Genomic DNA, 24055 nt, shown 5'->3' with positions numbered 1-24055 from the left:
GGCCATAAAAACACGCTTAACTGTATGGTGATATAACAGTTAAGCGTGTTTTTATTGGTCAATACCTTCTCAATTTATTGAGCAGGGGACTCTTCGGGGGATGGTTCTGCCGTGGGGGCTTCTCCGCCACCACCACAGGCGGTTAGAGCTACAGAAGAGACAGCAAGCAAGAGAGCCAAGAAGGCAATAGAACGTTTCATCAGTAAATAGTCTCCAAACCGTTTATTATTGAGCAACAAGAGAACAGCCTTGATGGTTAATCAGTTATTGAGTATTCCCGTTAACCGGGGCAATAACTAGCCCAATCACCACCTTATTCTCCATCCAGGAGGGATGATTGCTTGGACAAGCATCATCCTAGCTAATTTTTGAGACAATGCACCCTAGAAATTTTAAATTTTTTCAGAAACACGAAAATTAATCCCGTGATCAAGATCATGCCATCCTTACCTCCATCCTCCCCGGCCCTGACCTGGCCAGAACTGGGCTGCGGTACTTGGGCTTGGGGCAATCGCCTCCTGTGGGATTACCGCCCGGAAATGGATGATGACCTCCAAGCTGCTTTTAACTACGCCGTCGGGCGGGGAATGACCTTTTTTGATACCGGGGATTCCTACGGGACGGGGAAATTAAAGGGCCAAAGTGAGATCTTGTTAGGGCGGTTTGCGCGGGAATATTCAGGGCCGAACCGGGAAAACATTTGCATCGGCACGAAACTCGCCCCCTACCCTTGGCGATTAACGCCCCAGGCGATGGTGAAGGCGGCGGCGGCTTCGGCGGAACGGTTGGGGCGACCCATTGATCTGGTGCAATTGCATTGGTCAACGGCGAATTATTTCCCCTGGCAGGAGGGGCCGCTGTTGGATGGGTTGGCGCAATTGTACCAACAGGGTTTAGTGAAAGGGGTGGGGTTGTCGAATTTTGGGCCGCAACGGTTACGGTGGGCCCATGAGCGGTTGGGCGATCGCCATGTCCCCATCGCCTCCCTACAGGTGCAGTATTCCCTCCTCTCTACCTATCCGGTGACAGAATTGGGATTAAAGGAAAAGTGCGATCGCCTCGGCATCCAGTTAATCGCCTATAGCCCCCTCGCTTTAGGATTACTGACGGGCAAATACACCCCCGAAGGCCCCTATCCAAAAGGTTTGCGGGGGGTGGTCTGTCGGCAAATTTTGCCAGGTATGGAGCCATTGCGCCAATGTTTAGCCCAGTTAGCCCAGGAAAAAAACAAAACCATCGCCCAAATTGCCCTCAATTGGTGCATCTGCAAAGGAACCATGCCCATTCCCGGAGCAAAAACCATTGCCCAAGCCCAGGAAAATGCCGGCGCGATGGGGTGGCGACTCCATGAGGGGGAAGTGGCCGCTTTGGATCAGGCCGCAGCCTTAGCAAAACCAATAGTGCAGAATATTTTTCAAAGCCATTAGTCCAAAGCCATTCATCGCCGTTAATTTAAAAAAATCCTCGGCGGGCGAAAAATTTTTCGCCCCTACCCCTTATGAAACCATCATTCCCATTGGATCCCTGGGCAGAACGCCCGCTGATCAAGCTGCAACTGTGGTTTACCCTGATTCCTTTCCTGGGCCCATTGCCCGCCCTCTGGTGGCTCTGGCAACCCCAAACCTCTCCCCAACAACGGCAAACCAGCCGCCTGGCCCTGCGCTTATTTCTGATCTGGTTGGGGGCGATCGCCACATTAAGCCTCGGCGCAACCCAAGCCCCCGATCAGGTTTGGCAATTCCGCCTCTTGTTTTTGGAGGGAACCCTCAGCAGCATCTACGTCTTAACCTGCGTCGGGTTAATGTTTCAGGTATGGCGGGGAAAAACCCCCCGATTACCGGGGGGAGAATAGCAAAGCCTCGCAGCATTCACCCTTCATCCTTCACCCTTCATCCTTCATCCTTCATCCTTCATCCCCCATCTATCCCAATTTCAGCCCGTACCGTACAATCGAAAAAACATCTTGAAGATTTTGGCCCATTTTTCGTGCTTCTCATCCCGATTTTGTCCCAAAACCGCTGCAATGATCATGGAGTAAACCTTGCAACTGCTTTTCTGTTGCGTTTACATTACTGGGGAATTTGCCCGTTAAATGGTGTGGTGAAAATTTGTGGTTAAACCAAGTCACGTCAAATCTAAACCCGTTCGCCCTGGCACAGCACCGCGAAAATATCGCAAAAAAAGCCGTGCTCCGGGGAAGCAAAGCCCTCGCTGGGTTTGGATTTGGTTGGGACTCACGGGGATTGGTGTGGTTTCAGCAATGGCGGGGGCAATCCTAGCCATTTCCCTCTCTGCAACTCCTCTCCGTCGTGTCCTACTCTCCTCAGAGGATAACGCCCTCTTCTCCCAAGGGGGTTCGATTACCTCCGATAGCCTCAGCCTGCCCAAGCTGACCCGCTCCGTTAATGTCTTGATCTTGGGTACAAAAGTGCTGACGGGTGATCTTGAGAATCCGCCCCCGGATTTGGGCTATCAGCAAGTGGTGGATTCCGTTGATGGGCTGTCAGACACGATGATCTTGGTTCGGTTTGACCCCACTCACTACAAACTTACGGCTCTGTCGATTCCACGGGATACGCCTGTTCGATTATCGGGCTATGGGGAGATGAAGATTAATGCTGCCAACCTCCACGGCGGCGCTCCTTTGACGGCCCGTGCTGTTAGTCAATTGCTGAATGGTGTCCCGATTGATCGCTATGTGCGGATCAATGTCCAAGCGGTGGAAAAGTTAATCGATGCCTTGGGGGGCGTAACGCTCTATGTCCCCAACGATATGAAATACACCGACCATAGCCAACACCTCTACATTGATCTCAAGCAAGGGGAGCAGCATTTAGATGGTAATAAAGCGACGCAATTTTTGCGGTTTCGCTACGATCGCTTTGGCGATATTGGCCGGGTTCAGCGTCAGCAACTTTTGATCCGAGCCGTGATTGAGCAGGCAATTCGGCCTCAGACGTTGCTCAAGCTGCCGAAGATTTTCAACGTGATTCAAGAAAATATTGACACGAATCTCACTGTGGAAGAATTGGCGGCGTTGGTGGGGTTTGCGGCGAATACGAAGCGGGATGATGTGCAAATGTTGATGTTGCCGGGGGCTTTCAATGGTACTGGGGAAAATGCGGTGAGTTACTGGCTTCCTGATGAGCGGGGCATTCGGCGGATCATGTCCAACCATTTTGAGCAGGGGTTGGGTGGGGTGGCCGATAGTACTCCTGAACGAGTGCGAATTGCGATCCAAAACAGTACCGGCAGTGAAGGGGCGATCGCCGCCATCCAAGACAGTTTACGCGCCCAGGGTTACACCAATTTCTTCATGAGCAACAATTGGAATGAACCCTTGGAAACGACCCGAATCATTGCCCAAAAGGGAGATCAGGGGATAGCGGCTCAGATCCAACTGGCCCTAGGGATTGGTGAGGTGCGGGTGGAAAGTACGGGGGAATTAAGCTCAGACATTACGATCCAACTGGGCCGGGACTGGCTCCAACTAGACCGCCCTTAGGATTGCCCCCCTGAGCCACTAAACTGTTAACTGTATAGGGGGGGAGCTTGCCCAACCCCAAAACCTCAACCGCCATCAACCACAATGCCGAATTTTCTCCTTGAAGTGGGTACTGAAGAATTACCCGCTGATTTTGTTGCCAGTGCGATCGCCCAATGGCAACGCCTAATCCCCAACAGCCTGGGGGAAGCTCACCTCACCCCGGAGGCCATCACCCTCTACGCCACCCCCCGCCGCCTGGCGGTACTCCTCACGGGGGTTCCGGCCCAACAGGCTGATCGCCACGAAGAAATCAAAGGCCCCCCGGTCAAAGCCGCCTATCGCGATGGGGAACCCACCGCTGCCGCCCTCGGATTTGCCCAAAAACAGGGGGTTACAGTCGCGGATTTCACCCAACGAGACACCCCCAAGGGCGCATTCATTTTTATTGACAAACAGATCCCCGGCCAGCCCACACCGGACATTCTCCGCGACCTGATCCCCCAATGGATCACCCAATTGGAGGGCCGGCGGTTTATGCGGTGGGGGGATGGAGAATTACGGTTTCCCCGGCCAATTCGGTGGTTGGTGGCCCTGTGGGATGAGGCGGTGTTGCCGGTGGTGTTGGTCAATGGTTCGGAGCGGATCGAGAGCGATCGCACTTCCTGGGGCCACCGTGTCCTCCATCCTCAACCTGTCACGATCCCCCACCCCGCCGCCTATGAGGCCACAATGGCGGCAGCAGGGGTAATCGTTGATCCCCACGAACGGCGGGAGGCAATTATCGCCCAAATCGAAACCGCCGCCCAATCTGTTCAGGGAGAAGCCATAATCCCGGTGGATCTTTTGGATGAAGTTGTTAACTTGGTGGAAGCTCCTCAGGCGGTTATAGGGAACTTTGAGGCAGAATTTCTCAAACTCCCCCCAGAGGTGATCACCACGGTGATGGTGACACATCAACGGTATTTCCCGATCCAAACCGCCGACGGTTCCCTATTGCCCCACTTCATCACCATCGCCAACGGCGATCCCGCGAAGGCTGACTTGATCGCCACGGGGAACGCCAGAGTGATCCGCGCCCGTTTAGCGGACGGTAAGTTTTTCTACGATGCCGATTGTGATGAACCCTTAGAGGCGAATTTGCCCCAGTTGGAAACGATTACGTTCCAAGCAGATTTAGGGTCAATGCAGATCAAGGTTGATCGCATTCTCGATCTCACTGCTGAAATGTGTCGGCAATTGGATTTACCCGCTTCAGAAACCGCCACGATTGAACGCACTGCCCTGCTCTGTAAAGCGGATCTCGTCTCCCAAATGGTCTATGAGTTCCCGGAATTGCAGGGGATTATGGGGGAAAAATACGCCCTGGTCAGTGGGGAATCGGCGGCGGTCGCACGGGGGATTTTTGAGCATTACCTGCCCCGTGGGGCTGATGATGATTTACCCCAAACCCTGGCGGGGCAATTGGTGGGTTTAGGCGATCGCCTCGATTCCTTGGTGAGTATTTTCGGTTTAGGCCTGATCCCCACCGGCTCATCTGATCCCTTTGCCCTACGGCGGGCCGCCAATGCGGTGGTGAATATTATTTGGGATGGCAATTTGGAGTTAAATCTATTAGATTTGCTCACCCAATTTTCAGCGGCCTTTGTCAGTGGCCATCCCGACTATAGTTCTCCCTTAGAGGCATTAATCCATTTCTTTGTGCAGCGATCGCACACCCTTTTACAGGATGAATTGGGTATTGATTACGACTTGGTAAATGCTGTATTGGGGGAAGATGACCCCGAATACCATAGCCGCGCCCTTCAGGATTTATTGGATCTGCGCGATCGCGCCCAATTCATCCAACATCTCCGCAATAGCCAAAATCTCGATCTTTTGTACGAAACCGTCAACCGCTCCACCCGCCTTGCAGCTAAGGGAGCGCTTCCCACGGATACCCTCGATCCCCAAGTGGTGATCCAACCGGATCTCTTTGAGCAGGAATCAGAACGGGTACTCTATGCAGCGCTCTGTGAATTGGTTCCCCAAACGGAGCAGGCCCAAGCAGAACGGGATTATCAGCGCTTAGTGGATGGATTAGCCGCGATTTCTCCAGCGGTGACGCGGTTCTTTGATGGAGAAGATAGTGTTTTAGTGATGGCTGACGATCCAGCGATCCAAACCAATCGCCTCAATTTATTAGGACTCATCCGCAACCACGCCCGCATTTTGGGAGACTTCGGAGCGATCGTTAAAAACTAAACCCTCGCAAAGTAGGGGCGAAAAATTTTTCGCCCTCCCTCCCGTTGCCCATTCCCCATTCCCCGTTGCCCATTCCCCGTATTTCTGGAAATTTTCTTAGATGTTATTATCTCGTGCCATGGCTCTGCCATGGCATGGGTATTAGGCGGCTCTGCCGCCTGTTGGGGGGAGGAAGGTAAAGCCAAGTCATGAGAAAAACCGCCGCAGTATAACGGTGAAGTTAGCTGGTGCTGCTACAGATACAAAACTGTTCGTAAGCCCTCATCTATCTCCTCCTGCAAGTAGTCTGGTAGTGAACCAATACGCTCAACCAAAAAAGTCTTATCGATTGTGAAAATTTGAGAGACATTTACAACGGAGTCTCTCGACAAACCCGACATTCCACGCGGTAACAATACATTGCCCGGTGCTTCCGCTAACTGAATATTTGAGGTGATGATAACGACGATAACCGTGCTAATTCGACTTTGGGTAAAAGCATCATCCTGAATCACCAAGACGGGGCGACGATATCCAGGTTCTGAGGCGACTGGATCGGGTAGGTTCGCCCACCAGATTTCTCCTCGATACATTACCAATCCTCACAAGGCAAAGACATAAACTGCATCTTTGCCATCACTGGATCAAGTTCGGAGGACTCTCTAGCGTAAACTTGGTTTAACTTGAGCAAGATTTGATCACGGTTGTACCTTTCCAGATATACCTGTAACGCTTTTGTATAAAGCTCACTGCGCGACAACCCTAACTGTTGAGCGAGTGCTTCTGCCTGCTCAAAAACTGAATCTGGAAGCGAAATTGCAGTTTTCATCGTGACCTTATCTGAAAGTTTTACTCCTTGGTTATACCTCAGTTATACCAGAACGGCAAAAACCAGCACACTCAAATAGCAACAGATAGCCTTTCTGTACGTCCCGAACCAAAAACTGGAGCCAGCTAACGTTAGGCAGCATATCTTGCTGCTTAGAGATCAGGCTATACTGAAGGTAGTCTGTAGCCTCTAGAAAATAATGCTCCAAGAACTCGAAGCCATATTTGACGGGACAGCTCTTCAACTAGAAGTACCCTTAAACCTAGCCGCAGGTACGAGGGTACGTATTATTGTTGAACGTGTTCTACCCAATGACGTAAAACCACCTAAGAGGTTTCTTAAAACTGCTCAGTCTTTACAATTACAGGGTGAACCTGATTGGTCAGAGAAAATTGATCAATATTTATATGAGGAACCTCTTTCTAATAATGACTGAAGTCTTTTTAGATACTTCTTTTGCGATCGCATTATCCTCCGTCACTGATCAAAATCATGCACGGGCTGTTGAGATTGTTCATCAAATTGAGAGTAACAGCACTCGTTTGGTGACAACTCAGGCGATTTTGCTAGAAATAGGTAATGCGCTTTCTAAGCAAAGATACAGAGCGGCGGCAATCCAACTTTTAGAATCTCTCGAAACTGATCCCAGCGTTGAAGTCGTTTTATTAACCGATAGCCTATACAGATTAGCATTCAATTTGTTTAAGCAACGAGGAGACAAAGAATGGGGGTTGGTGGACTGTAATCATTCATCGTGATGCAAGATCGAGGAATCATTGACGCACTGACTGCCGATACCCATTTTCAGCAGGCGGGATTTAGAGCATTGTTAAAGGACTAATCACTTTACACGATGCCTAACGGCTCGGTTCAGCGGTTGCCGACACCTTTACGAAAATAGTGCGGGAGTCTGAAAGCCCCGTCAATTTATTGCGGGGATGAAAGACGACACGAGCGACTTTAGTCGCCCTCCTTGGGCCAGTCGTGTTATGGTGATTATATTGAATTTCAAACGTCCAGGAACTATCACAAGGCTAAAAACCGACAGGCCTGGAAGCATTTAAGGGTAAGCAGGCAGCGTAATGAGTGGGCGGATTGCCTACTGCGTCATCCAATCTAACGATTTGGTCGCCTAGGAAGACTTGAATGTGAAAGGGTTAGTCTGCAATCGGCATCGTGCTGAGTCGATAGTGAAGCGGGTTTGTATCCTGCGCCTGGGACGAACTACCGTGGGGCAAACGGGAAGTTATACGCTTGGGGAGATTAGACCTCTGGCTGGGTTGGAGCAATCCTGCTCGGTTAAGTCCGGTCGATGAACCAAGAATCCCCGTCGCTTTAGCGCGGGGAGTGTCAAATCCACCCCAAGCGGCTTTGGTCAATCCGCTGCACCCGAATTGTTAGACGGTGTATAAGTAGGTAGGCTCAATTAAATGTAAAATAGCTCAATCTGTGTAACCCATGCTGCACAAGGGTTTGACGTTTCCAAAGATTGCGGAATCTTACAAATGATTAGTCCCTCCTACTTAACATCGGTATCTCCACCAGTAAATTGATCTGACCGTCTCATACAACAATGTGTTATGTGTTTAAGCTATCCTGTATTTTTTCCCAATTCTCTAACTGTTCCACAGTTACATGTTTTTGATCTGAAATATTTTTAGAATAGTGATTGATAAAAACCGATGGATTAGTACACATTCTTAAGTAGTATTTAATCGTAGGTAGCACCCCATTTATTATTATTTGGCATCCGTGATCATGGTATATCTGCCGTATACATGTTGTGATATCATTACTTAAGTTTGAGCAGTTGTTATGTGTTGTCAAGATATAGTATCTTTTTACTTGTGATTTGAGTATTTTCTCTTTTACGCGAAGCAATATTGTTATATCAATTTCAATACCATGTTTAACTTCAACCCCTTCAATAACATCACCATCTGAGTCTTCAATTTCTATATCCCCCACAGCTCCTGTTCTTAAATCTGAAGCTTGATGGCTCTCTAATTTTCTAAGAGCTAACCCACGATATTTTTCAATCTCGCCAAAAAGTAGTTCATATATGCTATAAACCGCAATAACAGGTAGATGTGAACTATTCGGCAAAGAGAATTGCTCCTGAAGTGAAGAAATAATATCAGTAATTAGCACTTCGTTGCCAATTCTGTTTTTAGACACATTACTTGTGAGAATTTGTTTTTTAGTTTTATATGCTATTTCTTTCTTTAATAAGTATGTAACAAGTAGTGCGGATTTACTCTTATTTTTGCTTGCAAAATCAAGGATTTTTAAAAATGGTTCTTTGATAAATGCGATATTCTCTGGATATGCCAAAGTATAAGGATTAGGTCTTTCAAATGTTCGCGTTTGCCAGCCAGACTTTGCCGTTCTAAATCCATGAGCTTCCATCCACGGATATATGATCTTTTCACTGACAGTTCTTCCAGAAAACCAGCCATCAGGAACTTCCGGTGCTGGCATGCCTTTTCCTGGCCGCCTGTGGTATCTAGGATCAATCGAATCATCAACGCTTGAACAAACCAAGCAAGTCAACAGATTCAAGTAACCTGATGTTGCAATATCAATATTTTCAAAAATACTGTTGAGATTATCTCTGATTTCAATAGGAAGGTCAAGCAAATCTTCCGACATAGCGCTATTTAAGCACTCTTGTAAAATTCTTTCTAATTCTGCTTTGTTCTTAACTGTAACACTCATAATACACCACCAAAAATTAACTTTTCTATATCTAAATCTCCCGTTTTATGTTTTCCTGCATCAGCCCAAGTTATGTAGGTTGGCTGCCAAGATGGCAAGCAAAAAGGATAACATATCCGAAAACTGTTTTCGGGGATAGTTCTATTAGTTTCATGAATCCGAATATCAACACCTTTACTTCTTAACAAGCGAACTAAGTCTAAGATACTAATATTTTTATCAAATAAGTTCCATATCTCACTATAGTCATGTGTCTTTGATAAGAAAGAATAATCTTCCATTTTTTTCATTAACAAAGTAATACTACTTTCTGGCATATTTGTAGCTGTTGTCAATGAAAATTTTGGATATGGCTCTGTGAAATGACCATATAAAGGTTGCAAACTTTCGTAACTACAAGAACTATCAACTAGCTTATGAATAAAGTCCCATGCAAAATTAAATTCAAAAATATTATCAGTCTTTAATGTACATACTATTTTTTCAAAAGTTTCATAAATTGGCTGGATAAAATCAACTTCTATTTTTATAACTACATTGCATTTGCAACGCTTTTTTTTGACTTGCATTTGCCATTTGCCGTTTTTCAGAACGCATTTGTTTTCAAAAAACTTTTCGTGGATGGAAAGATTAGTGATTTTTGTTGGCCAGTCAGTGATATAGCTGACACAAGGGTTTAGCTGACTACTATTATCCTTAACAAAACTATTCTGTTGTGTATTTTTAGTTACTCGTGATTTCCTAGGTTTCTTTAATATTTCATCAGAATCAAGTAGATCTAATGAAATATCAGAATGAAAAACTTGCATCAAAACAGATTTTGCTAAGTAGGACGATAGCTTTGGTGCAACGGAATTTCCAATTTGTTTTTCAACGGAAATACGAGATCCTGCAAATTTATAATCTATAGGAAAACCTTGAAGTCTAATAAGTTCATTTATATTGAGTTTTCGGTTTTTCCAATGAAACGGCCCGTCATATTTACCTTGATGTGCGACTAATGTTTTTGAAGGTTCGTCAGGATCAAGTTTATAAAGGAATCCAGAAAACTTTGATCTCCAAGCGAACAAAGGATTTGGATGCCTCATTCGCTCTGTATAAAAAGAATAATTTAACCCAGGTGGTATATCTTTTAGCAGATGACCGTATTTCCCAGAATATATTGGAACCTCCTCTTCAGGATCATCAACATCACTAAAAGCCATTCTTGGTGTCATATATGATCTTTTATCACTGCTGTTTGGTCCAAAAATTGGACGAGGAAACCTAAAAGGCGATTTGTCAATCCATCCAACCATTATCACCCGTTCTCTATGTTGTGGTGTGCCATAATCAGCCGCATCTAAGACCCGATATGAAAGATTGTATCCAATCTCTCCAAATGACTGTTTGATGATTTCCCAGTCTTTGCTTTTGTTAGCTTGTAATAAGCCCTTTACGTTTTCAAATAAGAACCCTTTAGGTTTAAATATTTTTAGATACTGAGCATAGAACCAAAATAACGATCCTCTTGTATCATTCACTCCATATACGCCACCTGCACGCCTACCAGCAGCAGAAAAACTTTGGCACGGTGGACCACCAATGATAAAATCTACATCTCCGATATTATCTTTTACTGAATTTGCATCTAGTTTTGTTATGTCAGCACAATATATTTTTGCATCATTAGATAAATATTTGCCTTTATTCATTTCGAGAGTTTTACATGCATCTCTATCTATCTCAATACATGCCTTTATTTCAAAGCCTTCAATATGAAAGCCTAAATCTAAACCTCCCGCACCAGAAAACAGACTTAGTACAGTTACCTGTCTCATTTTATGAGTAATTCCTCTTATAACCCTTGATAATTCGTTTGAAATATAACTATAGCAATCCGACGTGATTGCTGAACAAAAAGATAACTGAAAGCCTTGCCCAGCAACAATAGTTATTTCATGAATCAAATAGGATTGCTATATTAATTAGGCGGCAATCAGCAGCTTAGTTGAGTGACGAAAAAAATATTCACTAATGACAATAGAATCTACTCTAGCATATGAATATAACGGGTGTATCTCGCTTTGGAAACCCCCCTTCTCCCTTCTTGGGAGAAGGGAGAAGGGGCTGGGGGATGAGGGCACACTCACCTAACTGAGATGCACCCAATATAACTCATATTCCGCAGGTTGAGATTATTTTTTTTGATATGGAGGGTAAGAGCAGATGTCCAAATGCTTTATTGCTCAAGGCTTTCCAGTTTTAGGCAATTTGCCTGCTACATCCCTACTTTAACAATCCTTAATTCCGTTCCCCATCCCCCTAAAGCCAATTCCCCACTAAGACAAAGGGCGACCACACCGCCGGATGGTTAAAACTGGGGTCGTTGATCATGCGTAATTGAGCGCGGCGTAGGGCTTCCGCCTTCGTAATTTCTCCACCCCGCCATTGGCGATAAAACTCCTCAATCAGGGGAACCGTCGCCTCATCGTTGATATACCACAGCGTCGCCAGCGTCGCCTGTACTCCCGCCCGGACAGCGGCCCCCGCAATCCCCAAAGCCGAACGATTATCCCCCGCCGCCGTTTGGCAAGCACTCATCGTTAAGAGGGCTACGGGTTGGGCGTTGCTTTTGTTACTAGCCCGCGATCGCAACATACTATCCAATTCTGCCAAACTCAGCGTTTGGTCATAACCCAGCAAAAACGTATTTTCCGCATCAATCCCGAATTTGCCATGGGTGGCCATGTGAATCACGGCAAAATCTTCATTTAACAGGTTTTGCTTGAGGTTGGCGATCGTGAAATCCTGATCCAGAAGCTTCGGCCCCCCCATTAGGCTCTGTACCGTGGTAATTTCCTGAGCCACATTACTTAAGGGCGCAAAGGCATCGCGGCCTACCGTTAGTCCCACACTGAGGGCCTTAATCTCCGTCTGATCCTGCGGCGTTCCGCCCGTCGTGAGGCTGAGGCTGGGGGTGGTGGCGATCGCATATTCTTCAATCAAAAATGTTCGGCCATCCTGCAATGCCCCCAAAGGAATCCGCCGCAATGCCCCATCATTGATCATCAAAATGGTGTCGGGGTTGATGGCGGCTAAATCCGCCGCTAGGGGACGAATCAGCAAATCATAGAGTTTTTGGGCGAGGGGACGGTATTGGTTCGTGATCCGCAATTCTAATCGATAACGAAACTCTTCGATAAGATCCTCTAGTTCCCCTTGGGCAATATCAACGCGGTGGTGGATGATCCGGCCATCGGGGGCTTTAAGGATCATTTGAGTTTGGTCGGGGAGGATGACGGAATAAAGCAAGGCGGTGTTGCTGGCGGCGATCGCCTCCTGAGCATTACCTTGGGACTTCGCCACCTGTACACAGTCATCCCCGAAAAAGTTTTGTAACTCCGCAAGTTTGAGCAATTCCAAAACATCAAGAGCCGCTTGAACGGAATTTTCCGCCGTAGCATTCGCCAGTTTGCTCTCCTGTTTCGGCCCCACAAAGGCAACGTTATCCCCCGTAAACAGCAACGCCATCAACTCCCGATACACCGGCTCAACCGCTTCCTGGAAATCAAACTGAAAATCACGATTAGCGGAAACGAGATCGCCGCGAATCGTTTGCAATGTGGCGATCGCCTGTTGATAGGCTTGGATGGCCCGAGGGCGATCGCCCTGCTCGTTAAACATCCGCCCTGCTTGCCACTGCCAACGGTAGAGACTATCGGGGGCGTTGCTCTGTTGCGCTAAAAATTGCGCCTGCTCCAAAGCCTGCAATCCTTGGCGGTCATCGCCTTGGGCGTGGTAACACTCCCCCAACCGCCCCCAAGCAAAGGATTGACTCCGTTGATCCCCGATATGATTGGCAATTCCTAGGGCAGCGACCGCAGCGGTTTGGGCTAGGGGTTGATCATTATCTAATTGTTGGCTGAGGTTAAGCCAGGCGATCGCCACCGGCTGACGAGGGGGCAAGGTGCGCAATTGGGCCGCAATTTGTTCCGCAATGGTGGGCCATTGGCCAGGATTGGGGGCAAGTTTATGGCGATTGAGTTGGGCTTGGGCTTGGCGTAGGGGATCAGCACTTTGGGCCATGGCCTGATCCAATGCTGCTAACCCTTGAGCTTTCAGCGTTGCCGCCTGTTGAAAAAGTTGCCGCGCTAGGTCTAAATCCCCCTCAATTTCCGCTCCGGTGGCCTGACGTTGCCGGTCTTGGTAATACCTGCCATAGGTGTTGCCGAGATCGTTCAATAGGGTTGCGGCCAATTCTGAGGGCAGTTGCGGCGTATTTAAAGCGGTGGTGAATTGGGCGATCGCCTCCTCATATTTGCCGATGCGACCGTAAGCATTGCCTAACGCGCCTTGGGCAAGGGTGAGCAGTGGGGGATCAAGGGATTGAGCGACCAAAGCTACTAACTGATCAATGGCCCGCTGATCCTGCCCTAGGGTGCTGTAGGCTTGGGCTTGGTCAATTTGCCATTGGGCAATTTCGGGGGATTTGGGTTGGTGGCGACGGTAGAGGGCGATCGCCTCATGCCAGGCTTGAATCGCTTGGTCGAAACGGCCTTGCTCCCGATAGGCGAGGGCGAGATTTTGCTGAACCAGAGCGCGGGTTTCCGGCGGCAACGCTAGGGTTAAAGCCTGTTGCCATTGGGCAATGGCCGTGATTAAATCCCCGGCATGATAGGCTGACACCCCCTGCTCCATCACCCCCAACTGAGGCGAAACTTGAGCCGTTACCGGCAGACCATGGAGGCCCATCGCCAACCAAAATCCTGCCAAAATCCCCCAAAGCCATCGCTGGTTCATGATCATCCCCCTGTAATTTATCCCTTGCTAACTGTCAAAGTTCGATCTGCTGCTCTTCGTGCAAATCTTAGACTGCTCTCCCCCTCCTTTTCTGATCCGATGCCATTGATCCGGACAAGGCCCCGGCTCAATGAACGCCTTTAATAAACCTTCCCCTCCATTAAACGGGATGAACCTGAACAAAACAACAGTATTAACCATGCTTTGGGGGGTCTGTCTGCCCGCTCTGACCGCTCTCCCCGTCGCTGCTCTCCCCAGCGTTGATAAACTCCCGCCCGCGTTAAAAAATCCCCTCCCCTTGGACGGGTTGCCCGCCTTACCCAGCCAATTCCAAACCCCCGATCTCCTCCCCGCACCCACCACTCCCTCAACCCCGGATCAATTGCCGGGCAATGGGGTGACGGTGCAGATTCAAAGCATTGAAGTTTTGGGAAGTACGGTATTTTCTGAACCAGAATTACAGGAGGCGATCGCCCCCTGGTTGGGCAAAACCGCCAGCTTTGCCGACCTCCTTGCCCTCCGTACCGCCATCACCGAACTCTACACCCGTAACGGTTACGTCACATCTGGGGCCTTCCTCCCGGCTCAGGATTTACAGGGGGGCAGAATTAAAATTCAGGTGGTGGAAGGGGCCATTGAAGCCATTGAGATTGAAGGGTTAAACCGGCTACGACCGGGCTATGTGCGCGATCGCCTCACCCGTGCCGCCCAAACCCCCGTCCACCTCCCGGATCTCGAAGCCGCCCTTCAACAACTCCAACGGGATCCCCGCTTTAGCGCCATTCAAACGGAACTTTCCGCCGGGACAGCCCCCGGACTGAGCCGCCTCACCCTCCGCCTCACCGAAGCCGACCCCCTCACCCTGCAACTCCAGGGCAATAACTACGATGCCCCCAGTATTGGAGCCACTAGGGGAGCGATTACCGCCACCCATCTGAACCTCCTTGGCTGGGGCGATACCCTCAGCGGCAGCTATGGCACAACGGCGGGTTTGGATACCTGGGCGGTGGATTATACACTGCCCATTAATGCCCGCAATGGTACGATTAGACTCCATTACGACCAGAGTCAGAGCCGGGTGATTGAAGACCCCTTTAGTAGTTTGGGGATTGTCGCCCGGTCGAAAACGGGGTTATTAGAACTGCGGCAGCCCTTGGTGCAAAATCTGACGACGGAGTTCACCCTAGGGGCGAGTTTGGCCCTGCGGGAAAGTCGCACATTTCTCCTGGAAGATGTCCCCTTTTCCTTTTCCTTGGGGCCAGCGCGGGGGGTGTCACGGGTGACAACCTTGGGTTTATTTCAGGAATGGGTGCAGCGATCGCCCCGTCGCGTCCTTGCTGCCCGTTCTCAGTTCAACATCGGTCTGGATTGGTTCAATGCCACCCACAATGATTTCGGGATTGATGGCCGGTCTACCCGCTGGACGGGGCAATTGCAATGGGTGGAGGCCTTTGATCGGGATTTTCTCGCCATTGCCCGCCTAGGGGGGCAATTGACGGGCGATCGCCTCCTTCCCCTAGAGCAGTTTGCGGTGGGGGGCGTGGATACGGTGCGGGGTTATCGCACCAATAGCCAGGTGGGGGATAACGGTTGGTATGGTTCCCTAGAAGCGCGGTTTACGGTGTTGCGGGATGACCGTTGGGGTACGCTACAACTCACCCCATTTTTTGATCTGGGCAGTAGTTGGGATACGGGCGGTGCTGGGGAATTTTTGAGCAGTACTGGGATCGGTCTAGCGTGGCAACCCGGCGGCAATCTCCTCTTTCGCCTCGATTGGGGTTTACCCCTGACGGGGGACAGCGATCGCCATCAACGGGGCCTCATGTTCTCGATCATGGTCGAACCCCAGTTTTAAACCCCATTCCCGCAACAACCCAAACCAAATGTAGGGGCGTTGGCGTAAGCCTGCCGGAGGCACAAAAATTTTTCGCCCTTCCCCCTCATGCCATGGCTGTCCCCTCGTGCCATGGCTCCGCCGTGGCACGCACCTAGGCGGCTCTGCCGCCCGGTGGAGGCAGAGATTACATTCCTGGGCAGAGCCAAGGAACGAGAGCGAGATCAGGTAATGAGCGTATCTTTTGATTTGTCTTCACCCAACGGCGGCAAGGGCCGTTTCGCCCGTCGCCGTCCCTGTTCGTCTAACTCACCCTCCTCAATGCGGATCTGAATCTGGGGGCCAGAACTGGCCAGACGGATGATCATCCCATCAAACACCGGAATTTTCGTAATCCGCTTGCCGTCGATATAAGTGCCGTTAGCACCGAGGTTAACGACCTCCCAACCCGCTTCATTGCTGGGGCGAATTTCCACATGGTGGCGAGAAACAACGGCACTGTACAGAATCACTTCATTATCTGTAGAACGCCCAATCCGAATGACGGTATCCGGTTCAAACGTCCAATTCTGGACGGGTACCGCCTGAAGGGGATGGAGTAGGGTCAAAATAATGACGGTTGTGGAAAGGTTCACCGTTGTATGGGGGCTATCTTTGAACGCGCTGGAAGTATGGGAGTTCATTGAGCAAGGGCATGGATCACTGGGTTTTAGTTTACTCCGGCCCTTGATTTTTGAAATCTTCTTTCTGATTCTAAACTGCCCAGGGCGATCGCGAATCACGTTACATCTTAGGGGCTTTGGCAGAAATCGCCAAATTACCCGCGAGAGTCCCTATGCATCTAGACAATTAAACCCTATTTCAGCAGATCAAGCTTGCTCTGGAGAATGGCTTAGGGTAAATCACCGCTCACGATGGATGTTGGCAGCGGCAGTGAATCGTGAGGGGCTAACTTCCCTCCTTCGGGGTTTGGGAACCTGGTGAAACTTGATCGCCACCCTCCAGTCCGGCAAGGTTGTTAGATTACGCCAGCGTTGGAGAGGCCTAAAATCATGCCTGCGCCTAAAATATGGCCAAAACTGGCGGTGGCCAAGAGTTCTGGCAAACCAAAGCTTTTCCACAGTCCAGGTTGACTCGTGGGCAGGGCAGGGCCTTGGCCAGGATTTTTAATCGCGAAGCGACCAATGATGATCGCAAACAGGTTCGATAGGATCATGACGATCGCCACGTTCAAATTCCAAGAAACGGTGATCCCACCGACGGCCAATAAAAAGGGCATGGTAAATTTCCTTTGCGAAAGTCTAAACAGTCAAGCGTTGGCAATTATAGATGCTTCTGGGAAATTACATGGGGAAAAGGGCAGAATCAGCAATAAAATGACAAGCTTTAGATCATAAATCTTTAAAATCACGATGCGGATTAAAATTTGCGGGATTACTCAGCCGGAACAAGGGGAGGCGATCGCCCGCCTGGGGGCAACGGCCCTAGGTTTGATCTGCGCTCCCCAATCCCCCCGCTATGTCACCCCGGCCCAAATTGCCACGATTACCCAAAGGATTCCCCCAGGGATTGAGCGAATCGGGGTCTTTGTCGATGCACCCTTAGGGACGATTGCCGCCACAATCACCACAGGCCAACTTACCGGCGTACAACTCCACGGCCAAGAATCCCCGGAATTTTGCCAAACCCTGCGGGAGCAATGCCCTCAAGTCACCCTCTGGAAAGCCTTCCGGGTGCGATCGCCCGCCACCCTCACCTTGATCCCCCCCTACTATTCCGTCGTCGATGCCCTCTTACTCGATGCCTACCATCCCCACCTTGAGGGCGGAACGGGCCACACCCTCAACTGGCAGGATCTCCAAACCTTTACCCCGCCCCTACCCTGGTTCCTCGCGGGAGGCTTAAACCCCGACAATATCGCCACGGCTTTAGGGATGATTAACCCCGATGGGGTGGATGTATCCAGCGGGGTAGAGCGATCGCCCGGTGATAAAAACCTTGCTGCTGTCGAACAATTGATCCGCACCATCCATCAGCAATCCTCGGGCCTGTCCCATAGCCCTGATCGCGATTTTTCATGAAAGTGGCGGTGATAATTGTCACCATGATGCGCTTGTCAAGTCACCGCAACACTTTGTTATATTCCGTTATATTGGTTTACAGATAAGCAACCAGGAGTTCACAAAATCATGCAAACCATCAACCCCGACGGTCAACTCAACAACTACGCCACCGAACCCGCCCTCTATTTCTCCGACTATCCCTCCTCTAGCCAACAATTCCGCTATCTCCAACAGGGGGCCGTGGCCCTCCTGCTCGTATCCACCCTCCTGTTAATTGCCATCGGTGTGAGCTAACTCACCAACAGGGATCGCGGGGCTGTTTCCCTTGCCCTCCTTGATTACCAACCACAGAAAAATCTGCATTAACTTAAGCCCTGGGGTGTTAATCCCAGGGCTTAAGTTGATTTTTCAATTTCGAGGCAGCCAAAGGAAGCCAACCCTCTCCCCTTGGCTGAGAATCAGGGGAATTTCCCTTTAACTCACATTTTGTAGGGTGTCGGGTGCGTCAGATTGATCACCTAGGGCGCGAAAGAGCAGTATCACGGCTGACGCACCATGGATTGAGCAGCCGGCGGAATGTCGGCTTTAACGGAAACTGGGTTGATGGCGGATCAAACTGAGGAACTCCTCACGGGTTTTTTGTTCATCTTGGAAAACCCCCAACATCGCACTGGTGACAGTCCAAGAACCGGGCTTTTGCACACCCCGCATCACCATACACATATGGCTCGCTTCCATCACCACCGCCACCCCTTGGGGATCGAGAATTTCCTGCACGGCTTCCGCTACTTGGCGAGTGAGCCGTTCTTGTACCTGAAGGCGACGGGCGTACATTTCGACAATGCGGGCTAATTTACTCAGACCCACTACCTTTTGATTGGGGATATAGGCCACATGAATGCGACCCATAAAGGGCAACATATGATGTTCACAAAGGCTAAACACATCAATATCCCGCACTAAAACCATTTCATTATGGCCTTCATCAAAGATGGCTCCATTCACCAACTTTTCTAAAGATTGGGAATACCCTTGCGTTAAAAATTGCATTGCCTCCGCCACCCGTTTCGGGGTTTTGAGTAGCCCTTCCCGCTCTGGATCTTCCCCCACGCCTTCCAAAATATGACGCACTGCATCCATCATCATCTCTTTTGCAGATTCTGTAGTGGGGGGTTGGGGTTGCACGGGCTGGCCGCCGTGGGTATTGCGATCGGGGCGAGGAATAACGGTGGATGAGGGAGAGGAACCGTTAGAGGAGGAAGTAATGGTCATAACAGACTAAATCCAAAGAGGGTAAGGAACAAAAACACGGCTGTGATCAGGACAAGGCGCGGCTACTAGAGGGAGCCGCCACTGGGCATCAGCGTGATATCTTCAACCACGGCCTGCTCTGGTAAAAGCACCGTGTGGAGAATGGATTGAGCGACAATTTCCGGGGTGAGCATGGCTGCTCGGTTAAAATCGGCTTGGACGGTCTCGGTATCCCAAATGGGAGTATTGACTGCGCCGGGAGAGAAGGCCACAACGCGAATTCCGTTGCTTCTTTCCTCCGCTGCGAGGGTTTTCGAGAGGGCAATTAAGCCCGCTTTGCTGACGCTATAGGCTCCCCAACCGGGGAAAGGGGTTTTACCCGCCACCGAGGCCACATTGAGAATGGTGCCGGTACGACGATCGCGCATTTGAGGCAAGACCCCTAGAATGCATTGAAAGGCACTGGTGAGGTTCAGATCCATCACCTGCTGCCAATCAGCGAGGGGGGTATCTGCCAGTTGGCCGGTGTAGCCCATGCCCGCATTATTGACGAGAATATCAATGGGGTAAAAGTCAGCGGCGATCGCGGCTAATTGCGCCTTTACCTGATCGACTTGAGCCAGATCAACGCCGTAGGCTTTGGCCTCTACGCCGGTTTGTGCGACCGCATCCACAACGGCTTTTAACTTGGTTTCCGAACGACTGACTAAGGCAATATCGATACCAGCCTGAGCAAAGGCAAGGGCCGTCGCTCGGCCGATACCACTGCTTGCGCCAGTGATAATCGCCCGTTTAGGGGGGGAAGAATCACTCATGCAATCTGAAATTAAGTGCTGATTAAGTTGAAAGGGTGAACTCGCAGCATCCGAAATCGGTGATGGCTTTCCTTAATCAAGAGAGCGCCGAAAACTGTCCTGATGGGGAGGCATCACTGAGAGCAATGCAGGTTAAGCAGGATCAAAAACTGGTGTTCTTGGCCCTGGAGAAAGCCACAAAGGCTGCTGTTCTCGCCAGTTATGAGAGGAATGTAAAAAAATGTTAATTTCCCTACCCCCTCAGTATACCACTCTAGATCATAACCGGGGGAAGGTTACTGAAGCTTACCCATGGCCAGGGGTACTTAGGCTTCTAGCTGTTCTTGAAATTGGCCCATGTGACGAAATTTTTGATAGCGGGCGGCTTGACGCTCTCCTGGGGTCATGGCGAGGAGAATTTCTAGGTTATGGAGCAGGCTGGTTTTGAGGGTTTGGGCCGCTGTCAGGGGGTCAGCGTGGGCCCCGCTGGCGGGTTCGGGGATAATTTCGTCTAAAATGCCGAGGTTTTTCAGGTCGAGGGCGGTGATTTTGAGGGCGGCGGCGGCTTGGGGGGCTTTGGCTGCATCTTTCCAGAGGATGGCGGCGCAGGCTTCGGGGGTGGCAACGGTGTAGACGGCGTGCTCAAACATGAGGATGCGATCGCCCACGCCAATGCCCAAGGCTCCCCCGGAACCGCCTTCACCAATCACTGTACAGAGGATGGGTACATCAAAGCTAAACATTTCTCGGAGGTTATAGGCGATCGCCTCCCCCTGGCCCAACTGTTCCGCCTCCAAACCAGCCCAAGCGCCGGGGGTATCAATGAACGTTAAAATTGGCATTCCAAAGCGGTTGGCGTGCTCCATTAAACGCAGGGCTTTGCGATAACCCCCCGGTGAAGCCATGCCAAAATTGCGCAGCACATTATCCTTCGTATCCCGTCCCTTTTGATGCCCCAACATCACCACCGGCACACCCCCGAGACGAGCAACGCCCCCCACTAGAGCGGGATCATCACTGCCACCGCGATCGCCATGGAGTTCTACCCATTCATCACACATCGCTTGGATATAGTCCAACGTCGAAGGGCGGCGGGGATGGCGAGCCAATTGCAGCCGCTGGGCCGGGGTAAGACTACTAAAAATTTCCTGGCGCAATTGTTCTGCTTTCGCCTCCAACTCCCGAATTTTGTCAGAAACATCGACGTTATTTTCCTGCGCCAGTTCGCGAATTTGCTCAATGCGCGACTCTAACTCACAGAGGGGTTTTTCAAAGGTTAAGAGAAAGGGACGATTTTTGGTAGCACTCATGGCAGGGGATGGGGAATTGAATGAGGGATAGGCGCGACAAGGGGCGCGATCGCCCCCTGTCAACTCAACAAAACGCAGTGTTTATTGGAGCAATAAAGGCCGGAACCCATGTTTCAGGGAAGCAGCGCCAATCTGCTCCATTTTTTCCAGCGTAATGTGGTTACGTCCCCAGGAAAAATTCGTATGCCACTGCTCAAACTCCAAGAGCATCGCCTCCGCAAAACAAGCAAACAGCGGCTGACCAGCCACCGACATATCCGCCCAACTCATAAAGCGGAAATCCATTTCAATTTCATGCTCCACTAAGCCGCCCTTTAAGAAATGCACCCCTTCCTGAGCCACCATCCGATCTAAGTTTTTAGGATAGCCACCATCAATCAACAAACAGGGCTTTTTCAAAGGAATGCCATTGATATCTACGCCACGGGGCATACTCGCCACCCACACCACAATATCTGCTAAGGGGAGCGCTTCCTCCAAATCCATGATCTTGCCCCGCCCCAATTCACTTTGTAGCTCATTGAGCCGATCACGGTTACGAGCAATCAAGAGCAAATCCTGCACATTGGTTTTGCGATCCAGCCAGCGGCAGACAGCGCTGCCAATATCCCCCGTCGCCCCACAAACTGCCACCGTTGCCTGAGCTAAATCAATCCCCAACTGTGGGCCACAGATTTCCAATTGCCGACAAATAATGTAAGCCGTGTGGGTGTTGCCGGTGGTAAACCGGGTAAAGTCCAGTTCGACATTACGAACTTGTTTATTTTGACTGAGATTATAATTTTCAAAAATAACCGAGGAAAATCCCCCCAGTGCGGTAATGTTCAATCCCTCTTTTTGGGCGGTGGCCATGGCATTGAGCACTTTCCGAATCGCTGATTTAATCCGCCGCTGGGCTAGCATTTCCGGCAAAAAGCAAGATTCAATGTATTTCCCCTCAATCACCTGGCCTGTGAGGCTGGTAATTTTGACATGATCAATGATTTGCGGCGGCGCAGAGCACCAAAAATCCAGCCCTTGGTTGCCATACTCGGTGTAACCAAGTTCATGGGCTTTGCCTTGAGCGTGTTCGAGATTCGTCAAGTGACCGATAAGACCAAACATGGGCAGTTATGAAGAAAAGGCTCGTTTGCAGATAACGAGCGATAAATGTGATTTGGATATTTCCTAGCGGAAAGATGCCAGGACTTTGGAGATCAAGCGATGGGAGTAATGGGCGCGGTACGACCTATTTCACTCAGTTTTCACTCAGTAGAGCGCTGAAGCCCTTGACCAGGACTGTCTAGACAATCTCGCCTCGCACGGTGTCGCTTGTCGTTAAGATTTTTGACATTATAGCCGACTCTGGCCGCTCATCCCTACAAGGAGATGGCTGCCGCTCCGCAGAATTCGGGGAAGGGTTCAGGATTGCATCCCCAAAACAATGAGCCTACCCATCAGGCAGGCTCATGAGCATTGCAGACCCAGATCTAGGCGGCGGTTAAACCGTAGGCAGACATTTTCATGATGTCGCGAGTGGTAAAACCAATGTTGGCGAGGGCTTCGCCGTAGCTGATCATGAAGTCTTCAACGAGGGCTTCTTTTTCCATGCCGAGGATGGCGGCATCCTGCTCGACTTGATTGAGCATTTTCCAAACGATGGGCAGGTTGGCTTTGTTGGCCGCTTCTAGTTCAGCCTTGGCTTCTTCAAAATGGGCGTTGAGCCAAACTTCCCCAAAGTTGAGATGTTTGTACTCGTCTTTAACAACACCTTCGGTGATTTTGCGGGCAAAGGGATCGGCGACCGGGATGTAGATGTTGTAGGCGGCGATCGCAAAGGCTTCAATAATCAAAGATTGAATTAAGAAGCAGGTGACAATGTTGCCCTGTTCGTAGGCGGTTTTAAAGTTGCCATGGAGTTGCGCAAAATAGTTCTGTGCAAACTCCATATCGGGGGTGACATCCAGGTTTTTGCCACAGGACTGAAACCCTTTCATGTGGCGATTTTCCATTTTTGCCAGCTTGATCAACTCTTCTTGGTGATCCGGGAGCATTTCCCCCATGGCGATGTAGTTGTTGTAGGCTTCCTCTTCGCCCTCGATGACAATGGCGTTAATCCGGCTGTAAGCGTCTTTGTAGGCTTTACTCGTAAAGTCTAGTTCAGGACGGACGGCGAGTTCCTGCATCAGTGGGTTGTCTCCTTGTGATTGGATATTGATACCCCATCCTAACGCTTGGTCAGATGAGGGGGGTGATGGCGACTGCAAAGACCGTAGCTAGAGGGAACAGTACCCCAGCTCAGAAAGTTCTCTGTTATTACATATAGGGTAACGATTCCAGTTTAACAACTAAAATGTTGCTTAAGTGGAAATAACTTATCTAAACGGTCTGTTAAACAGGGATTACTTATCATTTTTACGACTCCTCACCAGGATTAGGGATGGGATCTGGGGTTGGTGGTGGGGATTAAGGGGAGCGATCGCCCCCATGCCGATCATCATTGTGAGGGATTCTTGACATTTTCCAAGGGTGATCCCCACAAAAACCCATTCACCCCCTAACTCGTCAGACTCCGGATCCCATAGCCGATCACAATGCCAATCACCATGGCCCACACCTGCCCCGATTGCATAAAATTCTGAAATCCTGCTTGGATCTGGCCGAGGATGTCAGGATCACTCACCGCCTGAGCTAAAAGCCCAGGGGCATCAATTGCGGGCCATGGCCCCAAAAGGATTACATCCGGCATCGCAAATCTCCCAACAATAACCACGTTGAGAGCCATTGT

General features: G+C 49.9%; 22 protein-coding genes and 2 pseudogenes. 10 read left to right on the top strand and 14 right to left on the bottom strand.

Features of this window, described 5'->3' with window-relative positions:
- Positions 1-74 precede the first annotated feature (74 nt).
- On the bottom strand, positions 75-200 hold the full coding sequence (locus VB712_RS03050) for a hypothetical protein (protein WP_323252004.1): 126 nt from the start codon (positions 198-200) through the stop codon (positions 75-77).
- 237 nt (positions 201-437) lie between these two features.
- On the opposite strand from VB712_RS03050, the gene VB712_RS03045 reads away from it, so the two are divergent.
- The 4 genes from VB712_RS03045 (at position 438) to glyS (ending at position 5728) form a co-directional block, all read left to right on the top strand.
- Positions 438-1427, top strand: a complete 990-nt coding sequence (locus VB712_RS03045; protein ID WP_323252002.1) for an aldo/keto reductase — start codon at positions 438-440, stop codon at positions 1425-1427.
- Positions 1428-1498: 71 nt separating this feature from the next.
- Positions 1499-1852, top strand: a complete 354-nt coding sequence (locus VB712_RS03040) for a hypothetical protein (protein WP_323252000.1) — start codon at positions 1499-1501, stop codon at positions 1850-1852.
- A 258-nt stretch (positions 1853-2110) separates the two neighbouring features.
- Positions 2111-3505 carry an LCP family protein gene (locus VB712_RS03035; RefSeq protein ID WP_323251998.1) on the top strand — a complete coding sequence of 465 codons (1395 nt, stop codon included), beginning with the start codon at positions 2111-2113 and terminating at the stop codon, positions 3503-3505.
- Positions 3506-3589: 84 nt separating this feature from the next.
- Complete coding sequence (glyS, locus tag VB712_RS03030; protein WP_323251996.1) at positions 3590-5728, top strand: glycine--tRNA ligase subunit beta; 2139 nt, start codon at positions 3590-3592, stop codon at positions 5726-5728.
- 233 nt (positions 5729-5961) lie between these two features.
- Here the strand turns inward: glyS and VB712_RS03025 are convergent, their stop codons facing one another.
- A complete protein-coding gene (locus VB712_RS03025) occupies positions 5962-6300 on the bottom strand; it encodes a type II toxin-antitoxin system PemK/MazF family toxin (RefSeq protein WP_323251994.1) in 339 nt (112 codons plus the stop codon).
- Complete coding sequence (locus VB712_RS03020) at positions 6300-6536, bottom strand: hypothetical protein (RefSeq protein WP_323251992.1); 237 nt, start codon at positions 6534-6536, stop codon at positions 6300-6302. The genes VB712_RS03025 and VB712_RS03020 overlap by 1 nt, the downstream gene beginning before the upstream one ends.
- A gap of 199 nt (positions 6537-6735) precedes the next feature.
- Between VB712_RS03020 and VB712_RS20365 the strand changes: the two genes are divergently transcribed.
- The 3 genes and pseudogenes from VB712_RS20365 to VB712_RS20360 form a co-directional block, all read left to right on the top strand.
- Positions 6736-6972 (top strand): hypothetical protein, encoded by a 237-nt coding sequence (locus VB712_RS20365; protein ID WP_416236233.1) that lies wholly within the window; start codon positions 6736-6738, stop codon positions 6970-6972.
- Positions 6965-7377: pseudogene (locus VB712_RS03015) on the top strand (type II toxin-antitoxin system VapC family toxin). Before VB712_RS20365 ends, VB712_RS03015 begins: the two are co-directional and overlap by 8 nt.
- Positions 7378-7551: 174 nt before the next feature.
- A pseudogene (locus VB712_RS20360) lies at positions 7552-7852 on the top strand (hypothetical protein); the annotation flags it as partial.
- Between the two features lie 262 nt (positions 7853-8114).
- Here VB712_RS20360 and VB712_RS03010 read toward each other — a convergent pair.
- From VB712_RS03010 to VB712_RS03000, 3 genes are all read right to left on the bottom strand, one after another.
- Positions 8115-9254 carry a hypothetical protein gene (locus VB712_RS03010; protein ID WP_323251988.1) on the bottom strand — a complete coding sequence of 380 codons (1140 nt, stop codon included), beginning with the start codon at positions 9252-9254 and terminating at the stop codon, positions 8115-8117.
- Positions 9251-11074, bottom strand: a complete 1824-nt coding sequence (locus VB712_RS03005; RefSeq protein WP_323251986.1) for a DNA cytosine methyltransferase — start codon at positions 11072-11074, stop codon at positions 9251-9253. The genes VB712_RS03010 and VB712_RS03005 overlap by 4 nt, the downstream gene beginning before the upstream one ends.
- 484 nt (positions 11075-11558) lie before the next feature.
- Positions 11559-14036 carry a CHAT domain-containing protein gene (locus VB712_RS03000; RefSeq protein WP_323251984.1) on the bottom strand — a complete coding sequence of 826 codons (2478 nt, stop codon included), beginning with the start codon at positions 14034-14036 and terminating at the stop codon, positions 11559-11561.
- A 169-nt stretch (positions 14037-14205) separates the two neighbouring features.
- Between VB712_RS03000 and VB712_RS02995 the strand changes: the two genes are divergently transcribed.
- Positions 14206-15891: a ShlB/FhaC/HecB family hemolysin secretion/activation protein gene (locus tag VB712_RS02995; RefSeq protein ID WP_323251982.1), complete on the top strand. Its 1686-nt coding sequence runs from the start codon at positions 14206-14208 to the stop codon at positions 15889-15891.
- Positions 15892-16094: 203 nt separating this feature from the next.
- Here the strand turns inward: VB712_RS02995 and VB712_RS02990 are convergent, their stop codons facing one another.
- On the bottom strand, positions 16095-16553 hold the full coding sequence (locus tag VB712_RS02990; protein WP_323251980.1) for an FHA domain-containing protein: 459 nt from the start codon (positions 16551-16553) through the stop codon (positions 16095-16097).
- 335 nt (positions 16554-16888) lie between these two features.
- On the bottom strand, positions 16889-17149 hold the full coding sequence (gene psaK, locus VB712_RS02985; RefSeq protein ID WP_323251978.1) for a photosystem I reaction center subunit PsaK: 261 nt from the start codon (positions 17147-17149) through the stop codon (positions 16889-16891).
- A 133-nt stretch (positions 17150-17282) separates the two neighbouring features.
- On the opposite strand from psaK, the gene VB712_RS02980 reads away from it, so the two are divergent.
- Complete coding sequence (locus tag VB712_RS02980; RefSeq protein WP_323251976.1) at positions 17283-17951, top strand: phosphoribosylanthranilate isomerase; 669 nt, start codon at positions 17283-17285, stop codon at positions 17949-17951.
- Between the two features lie 108 nt (positions 17952-18059).
- The gene (gene psb34, locus VB712_RS02975; RefSeq protein WP_323251974.1) at positions 18060-18227 is read left to right on the top strand and encodes a photosystem II assembly protein Psb34; all 168 of its coding nucleotides are present in this window, start codon (positions 18060-18062) and stop codon (positions 18225-18227) included.
- Positions 18228-18518: 291 nt separating this feature from the next.
- Here the strand turns inward: psb34 and folE are convergent, their stop codons facing one another.
- The 6 genes from folE to VB712_RS02945 form a co-directional block, all read right to left on the bottom strand.
- Positions 18519-19205 (bottom strand): GTP cyclohydrolase I FolE, encoded by a 687-nt coding sequence (folE, locus tag VB712_RS02970; protein WP_416236232.1) that lies wholly within the window; start codon positions 19203-19205, stop codon positions 18519-18521.
- Between the two features lie 65 nt (positions 19206-19270).
- Positions 19271-19999, bottom strand: a complete 729-nt coding sequence (locus tag VB712_RS02965; RefSeq protein ID WP_323251972.1) for an SDR family oxidoreductase — start codon at positions 19997-19999, stop codon at positions 19271-19273.
- 305 nt (positions 20000-20304) lie between these two features.
- Entirely contained in the window at positions 20305-21288 is a 984-nt protein-coding gene (accA, locus tag VB712_RS02960; protein WP_323251970.1) for an acetyl-CoA carboxylase carboxyl transferase subunit alpha, read from the bottom strand.
- An 81-nt stretch (positions 21289-21369) separates the two neighbouring features.
- Positions 21370-22392 (bottom strand): long-chain acyl-[acyl-carrier-protein] reductase, encoded by a 1023-nt coding sequence (locus VB712_RS02955; protein ID WP_323251968.1) that lies wholly within the window; start codon positions 22390-22392, stop codon positions 21370-21372.
- Positions 22393-22757: 365 nt separating this feature from the next.
- On the bottom strand, positions 22758-23453 hold the full coding sequence (locus tag VB712_RS02950) for an aldehyde oxygenase (deformylating) (protein WP_323251966.1): 696 nt from the start codon (positions 23451-23453) through the stop codon (positions 22758-22760).
- A gap of 371 nt (positions 23454-23824) precedes the next feature.
- Complete coding sequence (locus tag VB712_RS02945; RefSeq protein WP_323251964.1) at positions 23825-24016, bottom strand: hypothetical protein; 192 nt, start codon at positions 24014-24016, stop codon at positions 23825-23827.
- Between the last annotated feature and the right edge of the window lie 39 nt (positions 24017-24055).

Source organism: Spirulina sp. CCNP1310 (genome assembly GCF_034932185.1).
Taxonomy (GTDB): Bacteria; Cyanobacteriota; Cyanobacteriia; order Cyanobacteriales; family Spirulinaceae; genus Spirulina.
The sequence above is the reverse complement of the archived record's forward strand: the minus strand, read 5'-3'. Positions and strand labels throughout refer to the sequence as shown.